Origin of the sequence: Steroidobacter sp. (assembly GCF_036402275.1) — a bacterium.
Lineage (GTDB): Bacteria > Pseudomonadota > Gammaproteobacteria > Steroidobacterales > Steroidobacteraceae > Steroidobacter.
Genome location: NZ_DASWTF010000033.1, coordinates 261,132 through 278,985 on the forward strand (window position 1 = coordinate 261,132; position 17,854 = coordinate 278,985).

General features: G+C 62.8%; 9 protein-coding genes. 2 read left to right on the top strand and 7 right to left on the bottom strand.

Features of this window, described 5'->3' with window-relative positions; all coding sequences use genetic code 11:
* Positions 1-32 precede the first annotated feature (32 nt).
* Both VGD45_RS16665 and VGD45_RS16670 read right to left on the bottom strand, forming a co-directional pair.
* A complete protein-coding gene (locus VGD45_RS16665; protein ID WP_331156457.1) occupies positions 33-3,038 on the bottom strand; it encodes a TonB-dependent receptor plug domain-containing protein in 3,006 nt (1,001 codons plus the stop codon).
* 468 nt (positions 3,039-3,506) lie between these two features.
* A complete protein-coding gene (locus tag VGD45_RS16670) occupies positions 3,507-4,496 on the bottom strand; it encodes a retroviral-like aspartic protease family protein (RefSeq protein ID WP_331156458.1) in 990 nt (329 codons plus the stop codon).
* Between the two features lie 177 nt (positions 4,497-4,673).
* On the opposite strand from VGD45_RS16670, the gene VGD45_RS16675 reads away from it, so the two are divergent.
* Both VGD45_RS16675 and VGD45_RS16680 read left to right on the top strand, forming a co-directional pair.
* Positions 4,674-5,978, top strand: a complete 1,305-nt coding sequence (locus VGD45_RS16675; RefSeq protein WP_331156459.1) for an aspartyl/asparaginyl beta-hydroxylase domain-containing protein — start codon at positions 4,674-4,676, stop codon at positions 5,976-5,978.
* A gap of 69 nt (positions 5,979-6,047) precedes the next feature.
* A complete protein-coding gene (locus tag VGD45_RS16680; RefSeq protein WP_331156460.1) occupies positions 6,048-6,509 on the top strand; it encodes a hypothetical protein in 462 nt (153 codons plus the stop codon).
* On the opposite strand, the gene VGD45_RS16685 is transcribed toward VGD45_RS16680, so the two are convergent.
* From VGD45_RS16685 to VGD45_RS16705, 5 genes are all read right to left on the bottom strand, one after another.
* A complete protein-coding gene (locus tag VGD45_RS16685) occupies positions 6,510-7,178 on the bottom strand; it encodes a putative 2OG-Fe(II) oxygenase (protein WP_331156461.1) in 669 nt (222 codons plus the stop codon). It abuts the gene before it with no gap.
* 81 nt (positions 7,179-7,259) lie between these two features.
* Positions 7,260-10,106 carry a TonB-dependent receptor domain-containing protein gene (locus VGD45_RS16690; protein WP_331156462.1) on the bottom strand — a complete coding sequence of 949 codons (2,847 nt, stop codon included), beginning with the start codon at positions 10,104-10,106 and terminating at the stop codon, positions 7,260-7,262.
* A 315-nt stretch (positions 10,107-10,421) separates the two neighbouring features.
* The gene (locus VGD45_RS16695) at positions 10,422-13,376 is read right to left on the bottom strand and encodes a TonB-dependent receptor domain-containing protein (protein ID WP_331156463.1); all 2,955 of its coding nucleotides are present in this window, start codon (positions 13,374-13,376) and stop codon (positions 10,422-10,424) included.
* Positions 13,377-14,060: 684 nt separating this feature from the next.
* On the bottom strand, positions 14,061-14,507 hold the full coding sequence (locus VGD45_RS16700) for a hypothetical protein (RefSeq protein WP_331156464.1): 447 nt from the start codon (positions 14,505-14,507) through the stop codon (positions 14,061-14,063).
* Positions 14,508-14,563: 56 nt separating this feature from the next.
* Complete coding sequence (locus VGD45_RS16705) at positions 14,564-17,470, bottom strand: TonB-dependent receptor domain-containing protein (RefSeq protein ID WP_331156465.1); 2,907 nt, start codon at positions 17,468-17,470, stop codon at positions 14,564-14,566.
* Positions 17,471-17,854: the final 384 nt, after the last annotated feature.

Here is a 17,854-nt window from a genome sequence, read left to right on the forward strand (position 1 = left end):
CGAGCCCGCCGTGCAGTTTCGATCCAAGCCGATTAGAAATCAGCCGTCAGACCGACGAAGATAAACCGCCCCAGGGTGTCGTACACCTGCGGGAAGGTGTTGCCGTTACACAGCACCGACGGGCAGTTGTCCTGACCGATCAGCGGCGGATCCTTGTCCATCACGTTGTTGATGCCCAGGCGGCCGGTCAAGCTGTTGACCGGGCCCATCTCCTGGAACGTGTAGGACGCGGACAGGTCGATGTAGCTGCGCGAACCCAACCGGGCGTCGGTGAACGCAAAGCCAGGGCTCGCCAGATCCGGATCGCTGCTGGAAGCATCCAGCTCGGTCTCGTCGATGTAGCGCCAGGTCACGGCCAGATCCATACCCCACGGCGACAGCCAGTTCGCACGCAGCTTGTGGCGCCATTCCGGAATCGCGGTACCGCAAGTGGTGCCGTAGAAGCCGACGCAGTCGTACTTGGGATAGCCCGGCAACGGCTCGGTGATGAACTCTTCGGTGTGGGTGCCGACCAGGCTGAACGCGATCGCGCCAGCGGGGCCGACTTCCAGCCGGTAGTTGGTCTCGATGTCGATACCCGAGGTCTGCAGCGAACCCGTGTTGAGGTACGGATCCTGGACATAGCCCGAGTCACCCAGCCACAACGAGCCATCCGCGATCGTGCCCGGCGCCTGGATGCGGTTGATGCGACCGCAGAACGCCGGATCGCCCGACAACAGACACTGGTCGATGATGAAGTCCTGGCCGATCTGGTCGATCTGCTTCTCCACCTTGATGTCGAAGTAGTCCAGGGTCATGGTGAAGCCCGGCAGGAATGTCGGTGTGAGCACCAGACCGTAAGAGTAGGTGTCCGACTCTTCCGGATCGAGAGTCACAGTGCCGCCCACCAGACCGTTGTACTGCGCGGACGGGTTCTCCAGGATGTTGCCGTACTGTGCTGCCGTCACACCCGAACGTGCGCACTGCTCGAAAGTGGCCGTCGGCTCATCGCCCGCGCAAGGATCCTGGTTGCCGTTCAGCTGCACGCGCTGCTGCAGGAACAACTCCTGGACGTTCGGCGAACGGACCGCGCGCTGATAGCTGCCGCGCAAGCGGATGCTCTCCACGGGCGCCCAGTCGAGACCGAATTTGTAGGTGTCCGTCTGGAAGCCCAGGTTGTAGTCCGAATAGCGATAGCCAGCCTCGACCGACAGGGTCTGCGCGAACGGCTTCTCCTGCAGGATCGGCAGGCGCACTTCGCCGAACACTTCACGCACGTCGAACGAGCCCACCGTGTCGAGCGTCGGAGCGCCCTGACCCGCGAGATCGTTTGTCTGGAACGCGTTATCGGTGCGCAGCTCGGATCGTTCCGAGCGGTACTCGGCGCCGAACGCCACCCCCAGGCCGTCATTCGCCGTCGGCAACTTGATGCCGTACTCACCGAGGTCGCCGGCGATCGAGCCGCTCAGGATCTGCTCGACGGTGGAACCGGTCGAGATACCCGGAATCTGCAGGTAGTCCAGAGCTTCCGGCGTCACCCCGCCCAGCTGGAAGATGTTGTACGGCACGCAAGCGGGATCGTTGTTCAGCGGATTGCCTTCCTGTGTCGAATTGAGCCGGCAGACGATCTCGCCGGTGTCGCTATCGACGACCGCATTCAACGCGTTGCCCAGGCGGGTGCGCGACATGTCGTTGTTATAGCGCTCGGACAGCACCGTCTCGCCGTACATGGCGTACACGTCGTAGTTCCAGGCAGTGGCGAAATCGCCGCGCACACCCAGCACGCCGCGATATGAGGTATGACGTAGGTCGTCGATACGACCGCCACCTTCGACGTTACGACGACCCAATGTCACGTTCACGTCGCCCGCGGCAGTATCGCCACCGCACCAGCCCTCGACCATGCTCGAGCTCAGGTACGGGTTGTCGCAGTTGATGGCCTGGTCGCCGAAGAACGGCGGGAACGCCGGGCCGCCACCGATGAACGCGCCCGACGGCGCGATCTGCGCCAGGGTGCGGTCGTCCATGAACATGAACTCGGTGTAGATGCTGGCCGCTTCGCTGAAGTCATAGTGCGCGAACACGCCGGCTGTCTTGCGCTCGTCCGGGCGCTGGTAATAGTTGTCCGGCGCGAAGTTGTACAGGTCCGCGTCGGTCCAGTCGCGCAGCTGTCCATCGTCGCCGATGGTGCTGTCCAGATCGCCGAACAAGAAACGGCCGCGCGCGGAGGTCGAAGAGCCGGCGCAGAAGAAATCCGTATCGCCATCTTCTTCGTAGCCGGAGCCCAGGGCGCAGGCGCTGAAGTCGCGCTGGTCCTGCCTGAATGCATCGAGCTCGCGGTAGCCGACGTACACCGTGGCGTTACCACGGCCATCCGGCGTGTTGATGCCGGCGATGAAGGTGATCTCCTTCTGGGTGCCGTCGGTCACGTTGCTGTCAGGCGTCGCGAAGCCCTGGCCGCGCACGATGTCACCGATGCGGCTGTCGTTCTCGTGTTGATAGAAACCGTACTGAGTGTCGACGCGGATGCCTTCGAAGTTGTCGTTCATGATGAAGTTGACGACACCCGCGACGGCGTCGGCGCCGTACACCGCGGACGCGCCGCCCGTCAGCACTTCGACACGCTCGATCAGCGCGCCGGGGATCTGGTTCAAGTCGGGCGAGGCAGCGCCGTTCTGGGTCGGGTCGCCCGGCATCAGCCGGCGGCCGTTGACCAGCACCAGGGTGCGTTCGGAGCCGAGGTTACGCAGGTTGACCGTCGCGGTGCCGGTGGCGCCGTTCGACAGGTTGCCGCCGAAGTCGGCGAAGGCTTGCGGCAGGTTGTTGATCAAGTCTTCGACGCGGACCACGCCTTCGATCTTGATCTGCTCAGAGGTCACGGCAGTGACCGGGCTGATGCTGGTGAGGTTGGGCTGCGGAATTCGCGAGCCGGTCACGATCACTTCCGTGATCGCGGGTTCTTCCTGCTGGGCTTGTGCAGGCAGCACCACTGTTGCAGCAGAGGCGCCAGACAGCAGCACGTAGCGAACTGCGCGTCGTATCGACGTACTAGTGGACATTTAATATCTCCTCCTGCGAGAGGGTGTGGGCGGATGTGATCTCCCTGTGTGATCTCCCTGTGTTGTCAGTCCTGGCCCCGGGTCGTAAACAGATGTTTCATCTGCATCGACCAAGCGTCGCGTTGAGCATACAACCGTGATTGACCCATTTAAAGCCTGTTGCGTGCGATCACCAGCTCATCCCCGGCAAATGCTTGGACTTGCTGCGCGCAGCGCACATTGCCGCGCACGCTTGTTGTATACCGTTGCTAAGTCACCACACGCAGGCAAGGTGGCGTTTCGTGAAAAACGAACAATCTGTGCCCACATCCGGCGGGTTGTTGGCTGACAGGCGGAGAGTGTCCGAACGTGTATCGCTACACGCAGCGCATCATTCCGTGCGAGTTGTGTACTCGCCCGGCGAACTGATGACATCGCAACAAACAGGAAACAATGCGGCGGCGCCGCCTTCGTGGAATTGCCCGCTGCTCAGCGGGAGCGCACCGTGATGCCGCTGGAGCGTGACTTGAAACGCAGCTCACGGCGTCGGTAGTCGATCACGATGACTTCGAGAACGCCGAGCACGTCCATGCCCACCAGCAGCGCGGGCTCCTCGGCCAGTCCCCATACATCGAACACATGCATATCGCCGAAAGCGACGTTGACCTGCGCCATGTGCATGTTGCCGATGCGGATGAGCGGCGCCGCGGCCAGTTCGCCGAGCTGCACTCCGGTGGTCACGCCCTGCACGGAGATATACGTTGGCATGCGAGAGCCGCTGTCGAGTTCCAGGGCCTCGCGCAAGGCTCGATTGCCCAGCGTGTGTTGCGCTCCGGTGTCGATGATGGCTTTGACCCGCACGCGCCCGACATATCCGTCCGCGAGCAGCAGCCGTTCGAAGCCAAGCTTGACCGGGACGCTGGTCAGGTCGCGCCAGCGCTTGCTGCTCGAATTCAAGATCTGAATCCGGTCGCGCTTGAAGTCGACCACGATGATCTTTTCGTCCAGTCCGTGCATGCCCAGCACGCCGTCGGCTCCGGACCACACCGAAGCGAGCACCGGGATGCTGCCGTTCTCGATCAGCAGGTCGCCGGCTTGAAACCTCGCTACGTTGGTGGTCGCGACCAGAGCGGAGCCGGTCACACCGCGCAGGCGGACAGGTTCCTTCGGATCGACGGCCAATCCCAACTGCTGCGCGAGGCGTTCCGACACGGCCGAGTGCGTGGCGCCGGTGTCCACCACGAAACGGAAAGGGCCCTGGCCGTTGATCATGACCGGGGCAATGATTCTGCCGATGCGATCGCGCCGGGTCGGCGATGCGTATAACGGCTCGTCGGGGTCGAGGACCGCCTCGGCTGCGCCGGTATCCCGGGCCTGACTTTGCGGTAGCGACGGATCGACGAGCGGCAATGGCTCCGTCCCCGCCGATGCTTCGGCGGCCAGAACCAGCAGCAACAATGCGCTACCCAGAAACAGCATGATCGATTTCCACCGGCTCACTGTATCGCCCCGGCGCGCGAGGCGAGCGACAGCCTGCCAACACTCCTGCCGCCCGGCGTCGCAAATCCGAGAATAGTTATGACTCTTTGGGCGCTTCCGTAGCCGAATCTGCTGATGTGACGCTACAGTACCGCAACGGGAGGGAATACGAACTATATGACGACGACTCCGGTCGATGAAGCTCAGGTTCGCAACTTAGTACAACAATCGGAACGCGCCTGGGCGAGCGGGCGACGCCCCGAGGCGGAAGATCTCTTGAGGCGCGCCAGAACATTGGCGCCAGAGCACCCGTTGGTGCTGAATGCCTCGGGAGTACAGCAGTTGCACTGGGGAAACCTGGCCGAGGCGCGCCGTTTGATCGAGCAGGCCATAGAGCGGGACGCGCGCAATCCGGCGTTCTGGATCAATCTCGGCTCGGTCCTGCGTCGCCTGAACCTGCCGGAGCAGGAAATGACTGCGCTGGATCGCGCGCTGGCCATCGAGCCCCGTCACCTGCTGGCCCTGCTGCAGAAGGCGTCGCTGTTGGAAGCGACGAACCAGCGGCGCGCCGCCGCCTTGGTTTACTTCAATGCATTACAGACGATTCCGCCAGGCTCGCAGTTGCCCGAGTCGCTGCGCGCGCCGATACAGCGAGCCCGCCAGGCAGTCAGCGATAACAATGCCGCCCTGGAGGAGTTCCTGCGGAGCAGGCTCGATGAAGTTCACGCCCAGCATCCCGGCGAGGACCGTAGCCGATTCCAGCTGTGCGAAGACGCCTTCCTCGGCAAGCGTCGCATCTACACGTGCCGCCCGACCTTCCTGCACTTTCCCAAGCTCCCTGCGCTGGAGTTTTATCCCCGTACCGAATTTCCGTGGCTCGCGCGGGTTGAAGCGGCGAGCGCGGAGATCCGTGCCGAGTTCGAGCGCATCTTCAGTGAAGACAGCGACAAGCTCGAGCCTTACATCGCCTATCCCGAGGGCCTGCCGCTCGATCAGTGGCGCGAGCTCAATCATTCGCGCCGCTGGAGTGTTTTTTATCTCTGGCGGGATGGCAAACCGATCCAGGAACATCTCGATCGTTGTCCGAAAACCGCCGAGCTGATCGCCAGCGTGCCGACGGTGGATATCCACGGCGTCGGGCCGACCGTGTTCTTTTCCATTCTCGATGCGAAGTCGCATATCCCGGCGCACACGGGCGTGACCAACACACGCGTGATCGTGCATGTACCGCTGGTGATTCCGCCGGGATGTCGCTTCCGGGTCGGCGCGGACACCCGCGAATGGCGCACGGGCGAAGCCTGGGTGTTCGACGACACGATCGAGCACGAAGCCTGGAACGACAGCGATGCGCCGCGCGCCGTACTCATCTTCGACGTTTGGAATCCTTATCTCAGCGCGGCGGAGCGAGACTCGGTGCGAGCCATGGTCGGCGGCATAACCGAGTACTATGGTCCGCACTCGCCCGCCAAAGAAGCGCATTGATCGAGAGGTTACAAGTTGTTCAAGGGATGCCGACCGAGGTCTGACATTTCGTTCGCCTGCCTGGCAGTCATGCTCTGGTCGGGCGCGTCTCTCGCGAATCCGCCGGGCAACGCTCTGCCCGAGTCGCTGCGTACTTGCGCGTCGATCAAGCGGAGCAGCGAGCGCCTTGCCTGCTACGACCGGACTGTCGAGCAGCTGGCCGCGGCGGACGGGCGCCCGGACGCGACGTTCAAGCCGTCGCCGGAAGCGATGTTCGGCACGACCGCCAGCAAGCCGCAAGACGCGTCCCCCGCTTTGCCGGAGCGCGAAGAGCTGTCCGCAGTGACGGCGCGGATCGCCACCTTGACGACCGATGGCGAAGGCATGAACGTCGTCGAGCTGGACAACGGGCAGCAGTGGCGCCAGATCAGCGGCTCGAAGACACTGTTGTTGAAGGAAGGCGATGTCGTGACCATCACACGCGCGGCGCTGAACTCCTTCCGGCTGTCCACGCCCAGCGGGCGCATCGCCAAGGTCAAGAGAATCCGCTGATCAACGCCCGCGCTGCGCGCCCTGCAACTGAAACCAGCAGTTGAAGGCGACGGTGATGCGCTCGCCCTCGCCTTCGAACGGCTTCACGTCGTGCAACACCCAGGAGGGGAACAGGACGAGTTGCCCGGCTTCGAAGCGCACGTGACGAATGCTGGGCGAGTAAGCGCCAGCGAGATTGGCGTTGGCCGCGTCCATGTGCATGGCCGAGGCAACCGAGGGATTCACGAAACTCAGCAACCCGCTGTCGCGCTTGCCCGGATCGTGCCGGCCCGGATCCACGCAGTACACGCCCGACCACGAAGCGTTGGGATGATTGTGGAGGCCGAAGAAACCGCCGCGCCGGGTGACGTGAAACCACGCGTCGGAATAGATCAGCAAACGCTCGCGGGTGGCCTCGTCATAGTTGTTCAGCTCGCAGACCAGCTTGAGCAGGTGCCACCAGCAGAATTCTTTCAGTTGCTTGAGGCAGGGCTCGGTGGATCGGAACAGGTCGAAATTACTTTCGAACACCTGCGAATTGCGCTGAGTCAGCGGACGCGGGTTGGCGTGCGCATCTCCCTCCGCAGTGCGCGCCAGGAACAGCGCGCGTAATTGCTGATTCAGCGCTTCGGCGTTCTCCAGCCGGGCGAACCCGAACGGAACGGCGAAGAAAGGCATGATGTCGGGCATGGGCGCCTCCCGTGCCGTGTGCTGGAAAGGAAGAAGGCGGGGAACGATCCCCGCCTTCTCGAGGGCTCTCGATCGAGACGATCAGAACTTCACTTGCAAGCCCGCGTAACCGTAACGACCGATCGGATCGTAAGTATCCGCGGCGGTCTCGGTACCGGTGATGTGCGAAGCACGCAGCTGGTTCAGCACCGGCGGCAGCTTGTCGAACACGTTATCGACGCCCAGGTACACGCTGTACTGCTGCTCGGCGCCGAACTGGTAACGCAGGTTCACGTCGTGATACACGTACGAACCGACCGTGTTCCCTTCATCATCGGGATCGCCGCCGTTCTCGATCAACGTGTCCTTCATCTTGCTCAGGTAGTTCATGCGCCAGGTGGCGGTGAAGTCCCCGATGCCGTAGTTGATGGTGCCCACCGCGCGATGCTCGAAGCCCGCGCCCAGGCGGCCGTCGCCGCTGAGCTGACCGACGTTGTTTTCGACCGGCTCGCCGGCGCCCGACTGCAGCGTGAGCTTATCCAGGTAGGTGTAGTTCACCGCGAAACGCAGACGCTGGTTGCTTGCGAAATCGAAGGTGTAGGACGAGGCAACGTCCACGCCGCTGGTCTTGATCGACGCCGCATTGATGTAATTGGAGTCGATGTTGAACAGCGTGCCCGGTGTACGCGGACGCGGCGTGCCGATGTCTTCGCGTGTCACCAGCGCGCAGCGCTCGGAAGTGCCGCCGGAGAAGGCGCACTCGTCGATCGCGGTCTGACGCGGGATCAAGGTGATGGCATCGTCGATCTCGATCTGGAACCAGTCGATCGAGGCCGTGAAGCTCGGCAGGAACGCCGGTGTGAGCACCACGCCGACAGTCCAGGTCTTGGCTTCTTCTTCCTCGACATCCGGGTTGCCCAGTTCGCGACCTTCGATGCTCTGGATATCGCTCTGCGTGTACTCGAACACGCCGTTCGCGGCGATTTGCTCCGCAATCGCCGGGATCGAGCGGCAGTACGCATCGGCCGCGCCGGTGCTCGTCGCGGTCACGCCTTCGCAAGGATCGACCAATCCGGTCGGGAAGGTCTGGTTCGCACCCTGGTAGAGCTCACCGATGTTCGGCGCGCGGGTGGCGACGGAGTACACGGCACGAAAGCGCACATCCTCGATCGGCGCATAGGTCAGGCCGGTCTTCCAGCTGAAGACTTCATCGACGGTGGAGTAGTCGCCGACGCGGAAAGCCGCTTCGAAATCCAGCGCATGGGCGCCGGGAGCATCTTTCAGCAGGGGCACCAGAGCTTCGACGTAGGCTTCATTGACGGTGTAGTCGCCGTCTGTGTTGGTCAGGGCGTTGCCCATGGTATTGCCAGCCTGAGTGTCCTCCGAGAAGCGCTCCGAGCTGTCTTCCCAGCGACGCTCCAAACCCGCCGCGATCTGCAGATCGCCGGCTGGTAGAGCGAACAGCGAGCCGCTGATGTTGGCCGCCACGACCTTCTGTTCGACCTCGGCCCGATACCAGTCGAGCTGACCGCCGTTAGTGATGTAGTCGGCCGCTTCCGGCGAAACGGAATTGAAGCCGAACGGATTGAACGGCGCGCAACCTGCGGCACGCGCCGCGTCGTTTCGGCAGATCGGCGTGCCACCGGGCCCGGAAATCACATCGAGCGCGTAGTAATAACGGTCGCGCAGCGCGGTTTCAGACGCGGTGTATTCCTTGGTGCGGCTCTGGTTGTAGTACACGTCCCAGTCCCAGCCGTCGAAAATTTCGCCCTTGAAGCCGACCACGAAGCGATGGAAGTCGCGGTCGTTGACGTTGGAACGGTCGAACACGCCGTTCATGCGCTTTCTGAACCCCAGGGTGGTGGCGCCGTTGGCGATCATCTCCTGCCGGATCGGATCTGGAATGAAGGGATTATCCAGCGACAAGCCCTGCAGAGGCACGCCATTCAGCACCGCGTCGGAGTTGTCGGTCGCGAGCGGCTCGAGGCTGGAGTTCGACTCCATTTCGCTGTAGCTGCCTTCGAAGAACACCTGCGTGGAGTCAGTGATGTCGTAATGCGCGAGAGCCGTGTACAGCGTGCGCTCCAGCGGCACCGCGATGTAACGCTCGGCGTTGCGGTTGAAGCCGTTGACCGGGGTGTTGAAACCTCGCTGCAGCTGGTTGTCCGGATTGTAGGTCCAGGTGGCGCCGCGCGGGACGATGAACGAGCCTTGCGGCGTCAGGGAGCTGCGCGCCGGATTGTCGTTCGCGGAAATCGCGCGCTCGCGCGAACGCAGGCCGTCGTCCTTGTCGTACTGGACATTGAACGTCACATTGCCGCGATCGCCGATGTTCTTGCCGAGGGTCAGGGAGACCAGATCGGTGCCGCGATCGCTCTCGCTGCTCGTGCCCGTCTGGGCGCGCAGGCCCACACCTTCGAAATCGTTCTTCAGCACGAAGTTCACCACGCCGGCGACGGCTTCGGAGCCGTACACCGCCGAGGCGCCGCCGGTGAGGATCTGCGTGCTCTCGAGGAGGTCGGTCGGAATGTTGTTGATGTCGACCGTGGAAGTTCCGCCCACGCCGGACACGACGCGACGGCCGTTCACCAGCACGAGAGTGCGCTTGTCGTCCATGTTGCGCAGGTTGATGGTCGAGACGCCGTTGCCGGAAGTCAGGAAGTTGCTGTTGGTGCGCGACAGGCCGGGCGTACCGACGCTTGGCAACTCGTTGATGATGTCCGCGATGTTGGGCGAACCCTGCTGCAGGATCGCGTCGCTGCTGAGAACTTGAACGGGAGTGGATGCCTCGACTTCAGGACGCGAGATGCGCGAGCCGGTGACCACCACTTCCTGAATCCCTTCTTCCTCGGCGGCGAGCGCCGTGGAGATTGGCGCAGCCATCGTGGCCGCGGCGCCGAACAGCAGCGCGGTACGAACCGCCCTGCGTAGGAGAATGTACTCGGACATCAAGAGACTCCTTCTGCAAACTAAGTTTGTCGTTGACCTCACGCCCGCTGCCCCGGATTCCTGGATGGGCCGCCGCCCACCGCAGGCGTTTGCTCGAAAATCGGCGTGATTTGACAGGTGTCGCGATGCTGCGTCACACCAGCGTGGTAAGGAGCATACAGCGCCGCCGCAAGCAATAGAAGGCACGCGCCAACCACCCTGTGGCAGGAACGATACGTGCGGCAGGGGCCAAATAGGCGCGAGGTATACAAAGTCGGCCTGCCAAAAAAACGGCGGGCCGAAGCCCGCCGTCGTTCCGAACATCGACCGAGTCGATCAGAACTCCACGGTTGCGGTCATGAAGATCTGACGGCCCAGCGCGTCGTAGGCCTGCGGCCAGGTGTTGCCGTTGCAGGGACCCGTCGGGCAGGTGGTGCTGCCGTTGAGCGGCGGATCCTTGTCCAGCAGGTTGTTGGCGCCGAGGCGGAAGGTGTAACGCTCCGCCAGGGTCATGGCCGCCGACAAGTCGACGTAGCTACGGCTACCCAGCCGCGAATCCGTCGGCAACGTGCCCGTGGCCGTACCCAGGAACGCCAGGAACTCGTTGCTGTCCTCGGCGTCGCGCTTCACCTCGTCGAGGTAACGCCAGCCCAGGGTCAGCGACAAGCCGCTCCACGGCGTGTTCCAGGTCGCGCTCATCTTGTGCTTCCACTCGGACAGCGGCGCGCCGTTGGGGTTACCGCTGGTGCAAACGCTGCCGTAGAGGCCGGCGCAGTCGTAAGTCACGCCCGGCTGCGGCGTCACTTCGTACGAGTCGAGCAACGTGCCGGTGAACGCAAACTGGATGTCGCCGAGGCTGCCGACCGGCAAGCCGTACGAGGCGTCGAAGTCGAAGCCCTTGGTGCGGATCTCGCCGATGTTCTCCAGCGTGTCGACGACGAAGCCCTGGTCCGTCTCGAACAGCGAGCCGTTCACGTCACGCTGGATCTTCGAGCACAAAGCCGGGTCGCCGTTCAACGCGCACAACAGCAGCGTGAAGTCCGCGTTCGGATTCTGAATCGCGTCCTCGATCTTGATATCGAAGTAGTCGATCTGCACGCGCAGGCCCGGGGCAAAGCTCGGCTGCAAAGCGACACCGAAGGAGAACGTCTTCGCCGTCTCCGGCTCGACCTCGGTATTGCCGCCGATGAAGCCGTTGTACTGGGCAGCCGGGTTCGCTTCGATGTTGCCGTAGGTGCCGGAGGTCACACCCGTGCGGGCGCACTGCTCCAACGTCAATACCGGGTCATCGCCCGCGCACGGATCGACCGTGCCACGCAATCCAACCTGCTGGACATTGAACAGATCCGCCACGTTGGGCACACGCACCGCGTTTTGATAGCTCGCACGCAGGCGGATGTCCTCGATCGGGCTGTACTCGACGCCGAACTTATAGGTGTCGGTGTTCCAGTCCGTGCTGTAGTCCGAGTAGCGATAGCCGAGCTCCGCCGACAAGCTTTGGACGAAAGCCTTGTCCGAGACCAGCGGCACGCGCGCCTCAGTGAAAATTTCCTTCACGTTGTAACCGCCTGCCAGCGGCAGTGTCGCGCCGCCCTGGCCGGCGCCGTCGCCGGTCTGGTACGAGCCGTCGGGCAGATAGGCGCTCTTTTCCTCGCGCCATTCCAGACCCACGTTGACGATCACGCCGGAATCGGCCGAGGGCAGCTTCACGCCGTAGTCGGTCAGGTCGCCGGTGACGGACGCGTTCACCACGCGCTCGTCGACCGAACCACGCGCCAACAGCGGATTCTGTACGTACGCCAGAGCGTCCGGCGTCACGCCGTTCAGGGTCCAGATGTTGTACGGAACGCAGGTCGTGTCGGTGCCGTCGAGCACGGATTGGCAAACGGGGCTGCCGGTGGTGGGATCCGTGACCACATCCAGCGCGCGGCCGGTACGTGAAATCGACAGGTCCGCCATGTACACGCTGTCGGCGCTGGTCGTGCCGTACTGACCATACGCGTCATAAGTCCAGGCGTCGTTGATGTCGCCACGCACGCCGAAGACCGTGCGATAGGACGTGTGCTGCAATTCCTGCTGGCGTCCGCCGCCTTCGACGTTGCGACGATTGACGGTGATGCCGACGGTGTCATTCACGCTGAGGCCTTGCGAGCCGCAGAATGCATTGAATTGCGCAGCCGACCACAGCGGGTTCGAGCAATGCACGGTGAACGTGTCGCCGAACACGCCGCTGGGCGCGATCTGCGCGACCGATGTGTCACGCATGAACATGAACTCGCCGTACACCTCGGCCTTTTCGCTCACTTCGAGGCTGGTGAACACGCCCGCCGTGTAGCGCTCGTCGGGACGCTGATAGTAGTTCAGCGGGCCGAAGTTGTAGGGCGCGGCCGTACCTGTCTGCAGCGCACCCGTGGTCGGATTCAAAGTGTACGAACCCTGGGTGACGCCGGCGTCATTGACGGGACGGAAGCGCGCCGGGAAGGACGTTCCAGAGCCACCGCAGCTGAAGGTGTCGCCCGAGTTGAGCGTGCACGAGCTGTAGTCGTATTCGCCTTGCAGCACCGCGTCGACATCGCGATAGGTCGCGTAGAACGTGGCGTTGCCTTTGTCGTCGGCGAAGTTCGAGCCCATGACGATCGCGAAGTCCTTCGCGTAGCCGCCGCGCACGCTGTCGTCCGGCAGTTCGGCTGTCCGGCCGATGATCGACGCCACGGCGTTGTCGTTTTCGTGCTCGTAGAAGCTGTAGTTCGCTTCGATCTTCACGCCTTCGAACTTGGTGTCCATGATGAAGTTCACGACACCGCCGACGGCGTCGGCGCCGTACACGGACGAGGCGCCACCGGTCAGCACTTCCACGCGCTGCACGAGCGCGGTGGGGATCTGGTTCAAGTCGGCCGCGAACGTCTCAGAGTTCGGGTCGCCGGGGCCCAGACGCCGGCCGTTGACCAGCACCAGCGTGCGGTTGCTGCCCAGGCCGCGCAGGTTGACCGTCGCGGTACCGTCCGAGTCGTTCGACACGTTGGAACCCTGCGCCGCGAACACTTGCGGCAGGCGGTTCATGATGTCTTCGATGCGGGTCGAGCCCTGGACCTTGATGTCCTCGGCGGACACCGAGCTCACCGGGCTGATGCTCGCCATGTTCGGCGAGGAGATACGCGAGCCCGTGACCACGACCTCCTGGATGCTTTCGTTTTCCGCGTCCTGCGCGTACGTGGGGAATGCAACTGCGGCCGTCGCGCTCGTCAATAGAACGTATTGAACGGCGCGCCGCAGCGAATAGCTAGTCGACATGAGATTCCTCCTGCGAGAGGGGTTTGTTATTCCGAATCACCCATCGCGTGATGCCCGCGATGCTCCCTTCTTGGCGTCTACTGGATTAAGACTTTAAGCGGACCAAGCGTGGCGGCGAGCATACAGCTGCATTGCGATTATTTGAAGCCTGTGGCTTGAAACCATCGGCACAACGCCCGCGAATCAGCGGGGTTGGCGTACATTGCACACAAGGCGGCGAAGCTGCATGTATACCGTTGTTATTGCGCCACATCGGTGCGGATGGCGAGCTGGGAACGAACCCTCTGCGCCGCAATGGTGCAGAGCGGCCGCCGGACCTCGAGTCGATTGTCTGAACGGGCTCGTGGAACGTCCCGAATTTTTTATTGCGCGGGTTGCGGCGGGACCACAGGGTAGTGGTTCTTCTCGCGAACCGGTCCCTAACTAAAGTTAGGGTCGACTCCTTCCGAAAATGAGCGTGGAGCCGAATGTGATGCCGCTGCTCGCCGGCGGGGCACTTCGGCGCGCTCACGCACCGCGCCGCTCAGTGCCCATATCGGCGCATGCAGTTTCCGTTGCTGCGACCGCAAAATGTGCTTGAAAACCACGCGTTTGGCGGTGGCTTGTATACACGCGCAAGGCCACGCAACGAGATTGTGCTAAGTGAGCCGAGACCGATGACCTGCACTATTTTTTTTGAGCCAACTATCTCAGGCGTTCGACTTTGATCATCCGGCGCACGCCATCGACGTACATCCGATAGCCGCCCAGCACGCCTCGCTCGATCCGGGCGCTGTATTCGTGGCCCGGCTGCAACTGCTGGCTTCGCGGTGAACGCTCGGTTTCACGCCATAACTGGCCATCGGCCGTTGCAAACAAACCCCGCCCCTCGGCGGAGTAGCTGACTGAAGCGATCCGCACTTCGACCTGCTCGGGGCCGTCGTCCGACTCGCGTCGGCTCCTGAGTTGCTCCGCGCCGAGGCTCCGGTTTGGCCCATCGACATCGCGCGCCTGCAGTGCTCGTTCCAGGCAATCGATATGCGCGGCAGGATTGTCGGCGTGCGCAGCCCGACAACTCGCGATCACATCCGTGTCGGCCAGCGCCACGGACGTGGCGAGTCCCACTAAAAGAACGGTGCTTCGTATGGACATGGTCAGAAGATGCATCGGGTCGATGGGGGCGGAGCTTGCGCTCCGCCCCGCGACGCTCACATCCGCACCTCGACTCCGAGGAAGTAGCGGCGTCCCAGCACGTCGTACAACGAGGGATCGGTGCTCGCCTGCACGTTCGGGGTGTACAAGCGCGGCTCCTGATTGGTGAGGTTGTTGATGCCGAGTCGCACTGTCGAGTTCGGCGTCAAGTTGTAACGACCGGTAAGGTCCACGTACCAGGTCGAGTCGACACTGGTGTTGGACACCGGCGAGCCACCACTGACTACGTTACGGTGACCCATCGCGTCGATGAACCGAGCGGATGCCTGCACCTGCAACTCGCTCCAGCTGTACGTCGTGATCAGGGAGCCCTTCCATTCCGGATTGGACGTGCCTGTGGTCGAGCCGATCGTTCCGCCATAGTCATACACTGGATCGTTGGGCGTGACCGCGGTCTGCTCTTCGAACTTCTCGAGCCAGGTGGCGATCAACCGGAAGTTCAGGTCGCCGACGCTGCCCAGGCCGAAACCCCAGTCCAGCGTCAGGTCGATGCCGCTGGTGTTGGCGAACGCCTGGTTGGCCTGCAACTGGTTCAGGTTGATCACGCCGCCATTGGCTTGATCGCGCACGAACATCTGGCACCACGCGTTGCCCGGATCGTAGGTCGGATTCGAGCCTTCACGGTTGAAGCAGCGCTGCACGGTGGTCGCGGCCTCGATGGATTGAATGCGATCCTCGAGCTCGATCGACCAGTAGTCGAGCGAGACCGCGGTTCGCTCCAGCCACGACGCATCGAAATTGCTCAACACGAAGCCGAAGCTGTACGTGTCCGCTTTCTCGGGCGTCAGGTTCTGGTTGCCGCCCACCAGGCCTCGGGCCTGACCGGCTGGTTGCGCATAGGTCGGACCGCCGGCTACCGCCGACTGCGCGGCACACAGCGCCTGCACCGCCGCGCCGTTCGGACCGTTGCGATACTGAGCCGCGATAGCGCCGGTGGTATTGCAAGGATCCTGGTTGGTGAACGTCGGGAAGTTGTTCACCTGCGGCTGATACAACTCCGCGATGTTCGGGCTGCGCACGGCATATGAAACGCCGCCGCGGAACCGCGCCCAATCGTTGAGCGACCAGTCGAGACCTACCTTCCAGGTCGTATCGTCACCGAAAATATTGTTGTCGGTGATGCGGTAGCCGCCGCTGAGCGACAGCGACTTCACCAGCGGCAGATCCGCCAGCACGGGGACCAGGATTTCAGTGAACACATCCGTGTAGTTGAGCTGGCCGGTGATGGGCAACTGTTCGTTGAACCCGGCGACTTGACCCGGCTGCAAGCCGCTGTCCGGCTTGAAGTCGAAGGACAGGTCGCGATACGACGCGCCGAACGCCATCAGCGCGGCGCCGGCGGGCAAGTCGAACAATTCGCCGTTGACCACGCCTTCGATCACGTTCTGCTCGGCCACCGTGAGGTTTTTCGCCTCCAGACTGATGAAGGCCTTGCACGCGTCGCTGATCGGCACGGAGCCGAACAAGTTCAAGCCCCCCGAGCACAGCGAAGCGCCGCCGTCAGCCGCATCCAGCAACTGCTCGGTGCGCGTCAGGCGCACGTTGCCGCCCTGAATTTCCGTCTGCACGGAGCGGCCGTACGAAGCGTACAGGTCGTAGCTCCAGCTGCCGACCAGCTCGCCCTTGGTGCCCACCAGCAGCTGCCACACGTCGTGATTGTTATATCCGGTGCGGCCGCCGAGATCGTTGAAACGTTTGTTGAACGTGAAGTCGGCGGTCGGATTGGCCCGGCTCGCCAGCAGCGTACGCATCGCGGCGGGAATGAACGGATTGGTCACTGGCACCGTGAAGCCGGTCGCCGGCGTCGGCGCCAGCTCCTGCAACGCGTTGTAGTTGGTGTACATCGCCTGCGCATACGGCTGGAAGCGCGCGCCCATGTCGAGATCCATCCGCGAGAACAGACTCCAGCGCTCCATCGGCAACACGAGGATGTTGTCGGGCTCGAAATTGTATGAAAACAAGTCTGGATAGAACGCCTCGGCGATGGCCGAATCGGGCCCGGTGTAGCCGACGGCATCGCGCGTGGGATCTCCAGCGACACCGGTGCAGAACAGCGAGCCGTCGGGATTGAACCCGTAGCCCGCCGAGCCGCCATTGGCATTACACATGTTCGGGCCGAACAAATTCGCGACCGCGGCGGCCGACGGCGTGTTCGTGCCTGGCGACCATGAGCCGCCGGGAAACGTGCCGGTGGTCGCGCTGGCCTGCGACGAGAACTCGCGTGCATCTTTATAGATCGCGTCGCGCTTGAAGTAGCTGGCGTTGAACACGGCGCGGCCGCGGTCATCCGCGAACTTGCCGCCGAAAGTCATACTGGCGCCCCACTCCTCGCCGTCGTTCTCGTCGGTGATGTGATAGCTGCTGTCGAGGGCGACACCGTCGAACTCCTTCTTCATGATGAAGTTGACGACACCGGCCACCGCGTCGGGACCGTAGGCCGCGGCGGCGCCGCCCGTGATCAGTTCCACGCGTTCGATCAGCGCCGCGGGAATGGTGTTGATGTCCACCACGCCACCGCTCGTGGACCCCATGCCACGACGGCCATCGATCAGCACCAGGTTGCGGTTCTCGCCCAGACCGCGCAGATCGATGAAGGCGCGTCCATTGGAACTCGGGTTGTTGGATTGCGAGCTGATCGCGGGAACGACCTGCGGCATGGTGTTCAGGAAGTGATCGACAGTGGTATGGCCGCTGTCTCCGATCGCATCGGCATCGAAAGTAACGATGGGACTTTCAGCAATGGCGTCGCGGTTGGCAGTGATGCGGCTGCCAGTCACGATGACCTCCGAGATGGCCGCGGGCTCTTCCGATGCACTGACGGGCGCTGCGCTCATTGCAGCCCCGGCGGCGCCGGCCAGCAGTGCATAGCGCACCGCATATCGAATCGAATCCTTCGTCGACATAGATCCTCCTGCGAGAGGTTTTGAGTTTTTGAGTCAGGTCCGAGGAACGCCTCCGTGATGGCCAGATGTGAGGCGTGGAGCCTCGAAGCGGCGCGACATGTTGCAGCGATGCCGCACCGCGTCCGGAGAATACGGCTGTGGCGAATACTTAGAAAGAGCGATGCGTAAGTTGCTCAACGACTCAGTTGAGCCACGGAATTTCTTTGCGGAGCCAGTGATTGCAGAATTGCCGCGGCGCGGTCCCATGCCGGGTCAACAGCCCTGTAATTTGTATACAGTGGCAGGCCTGCCACAGGACGCACAGGAAACGTCGAACGGCTTGCGAGCACTTAAAGCAACAAATCCCGGCAATGACGGGGCCGGAATCGGCTAAGTACACGGGGC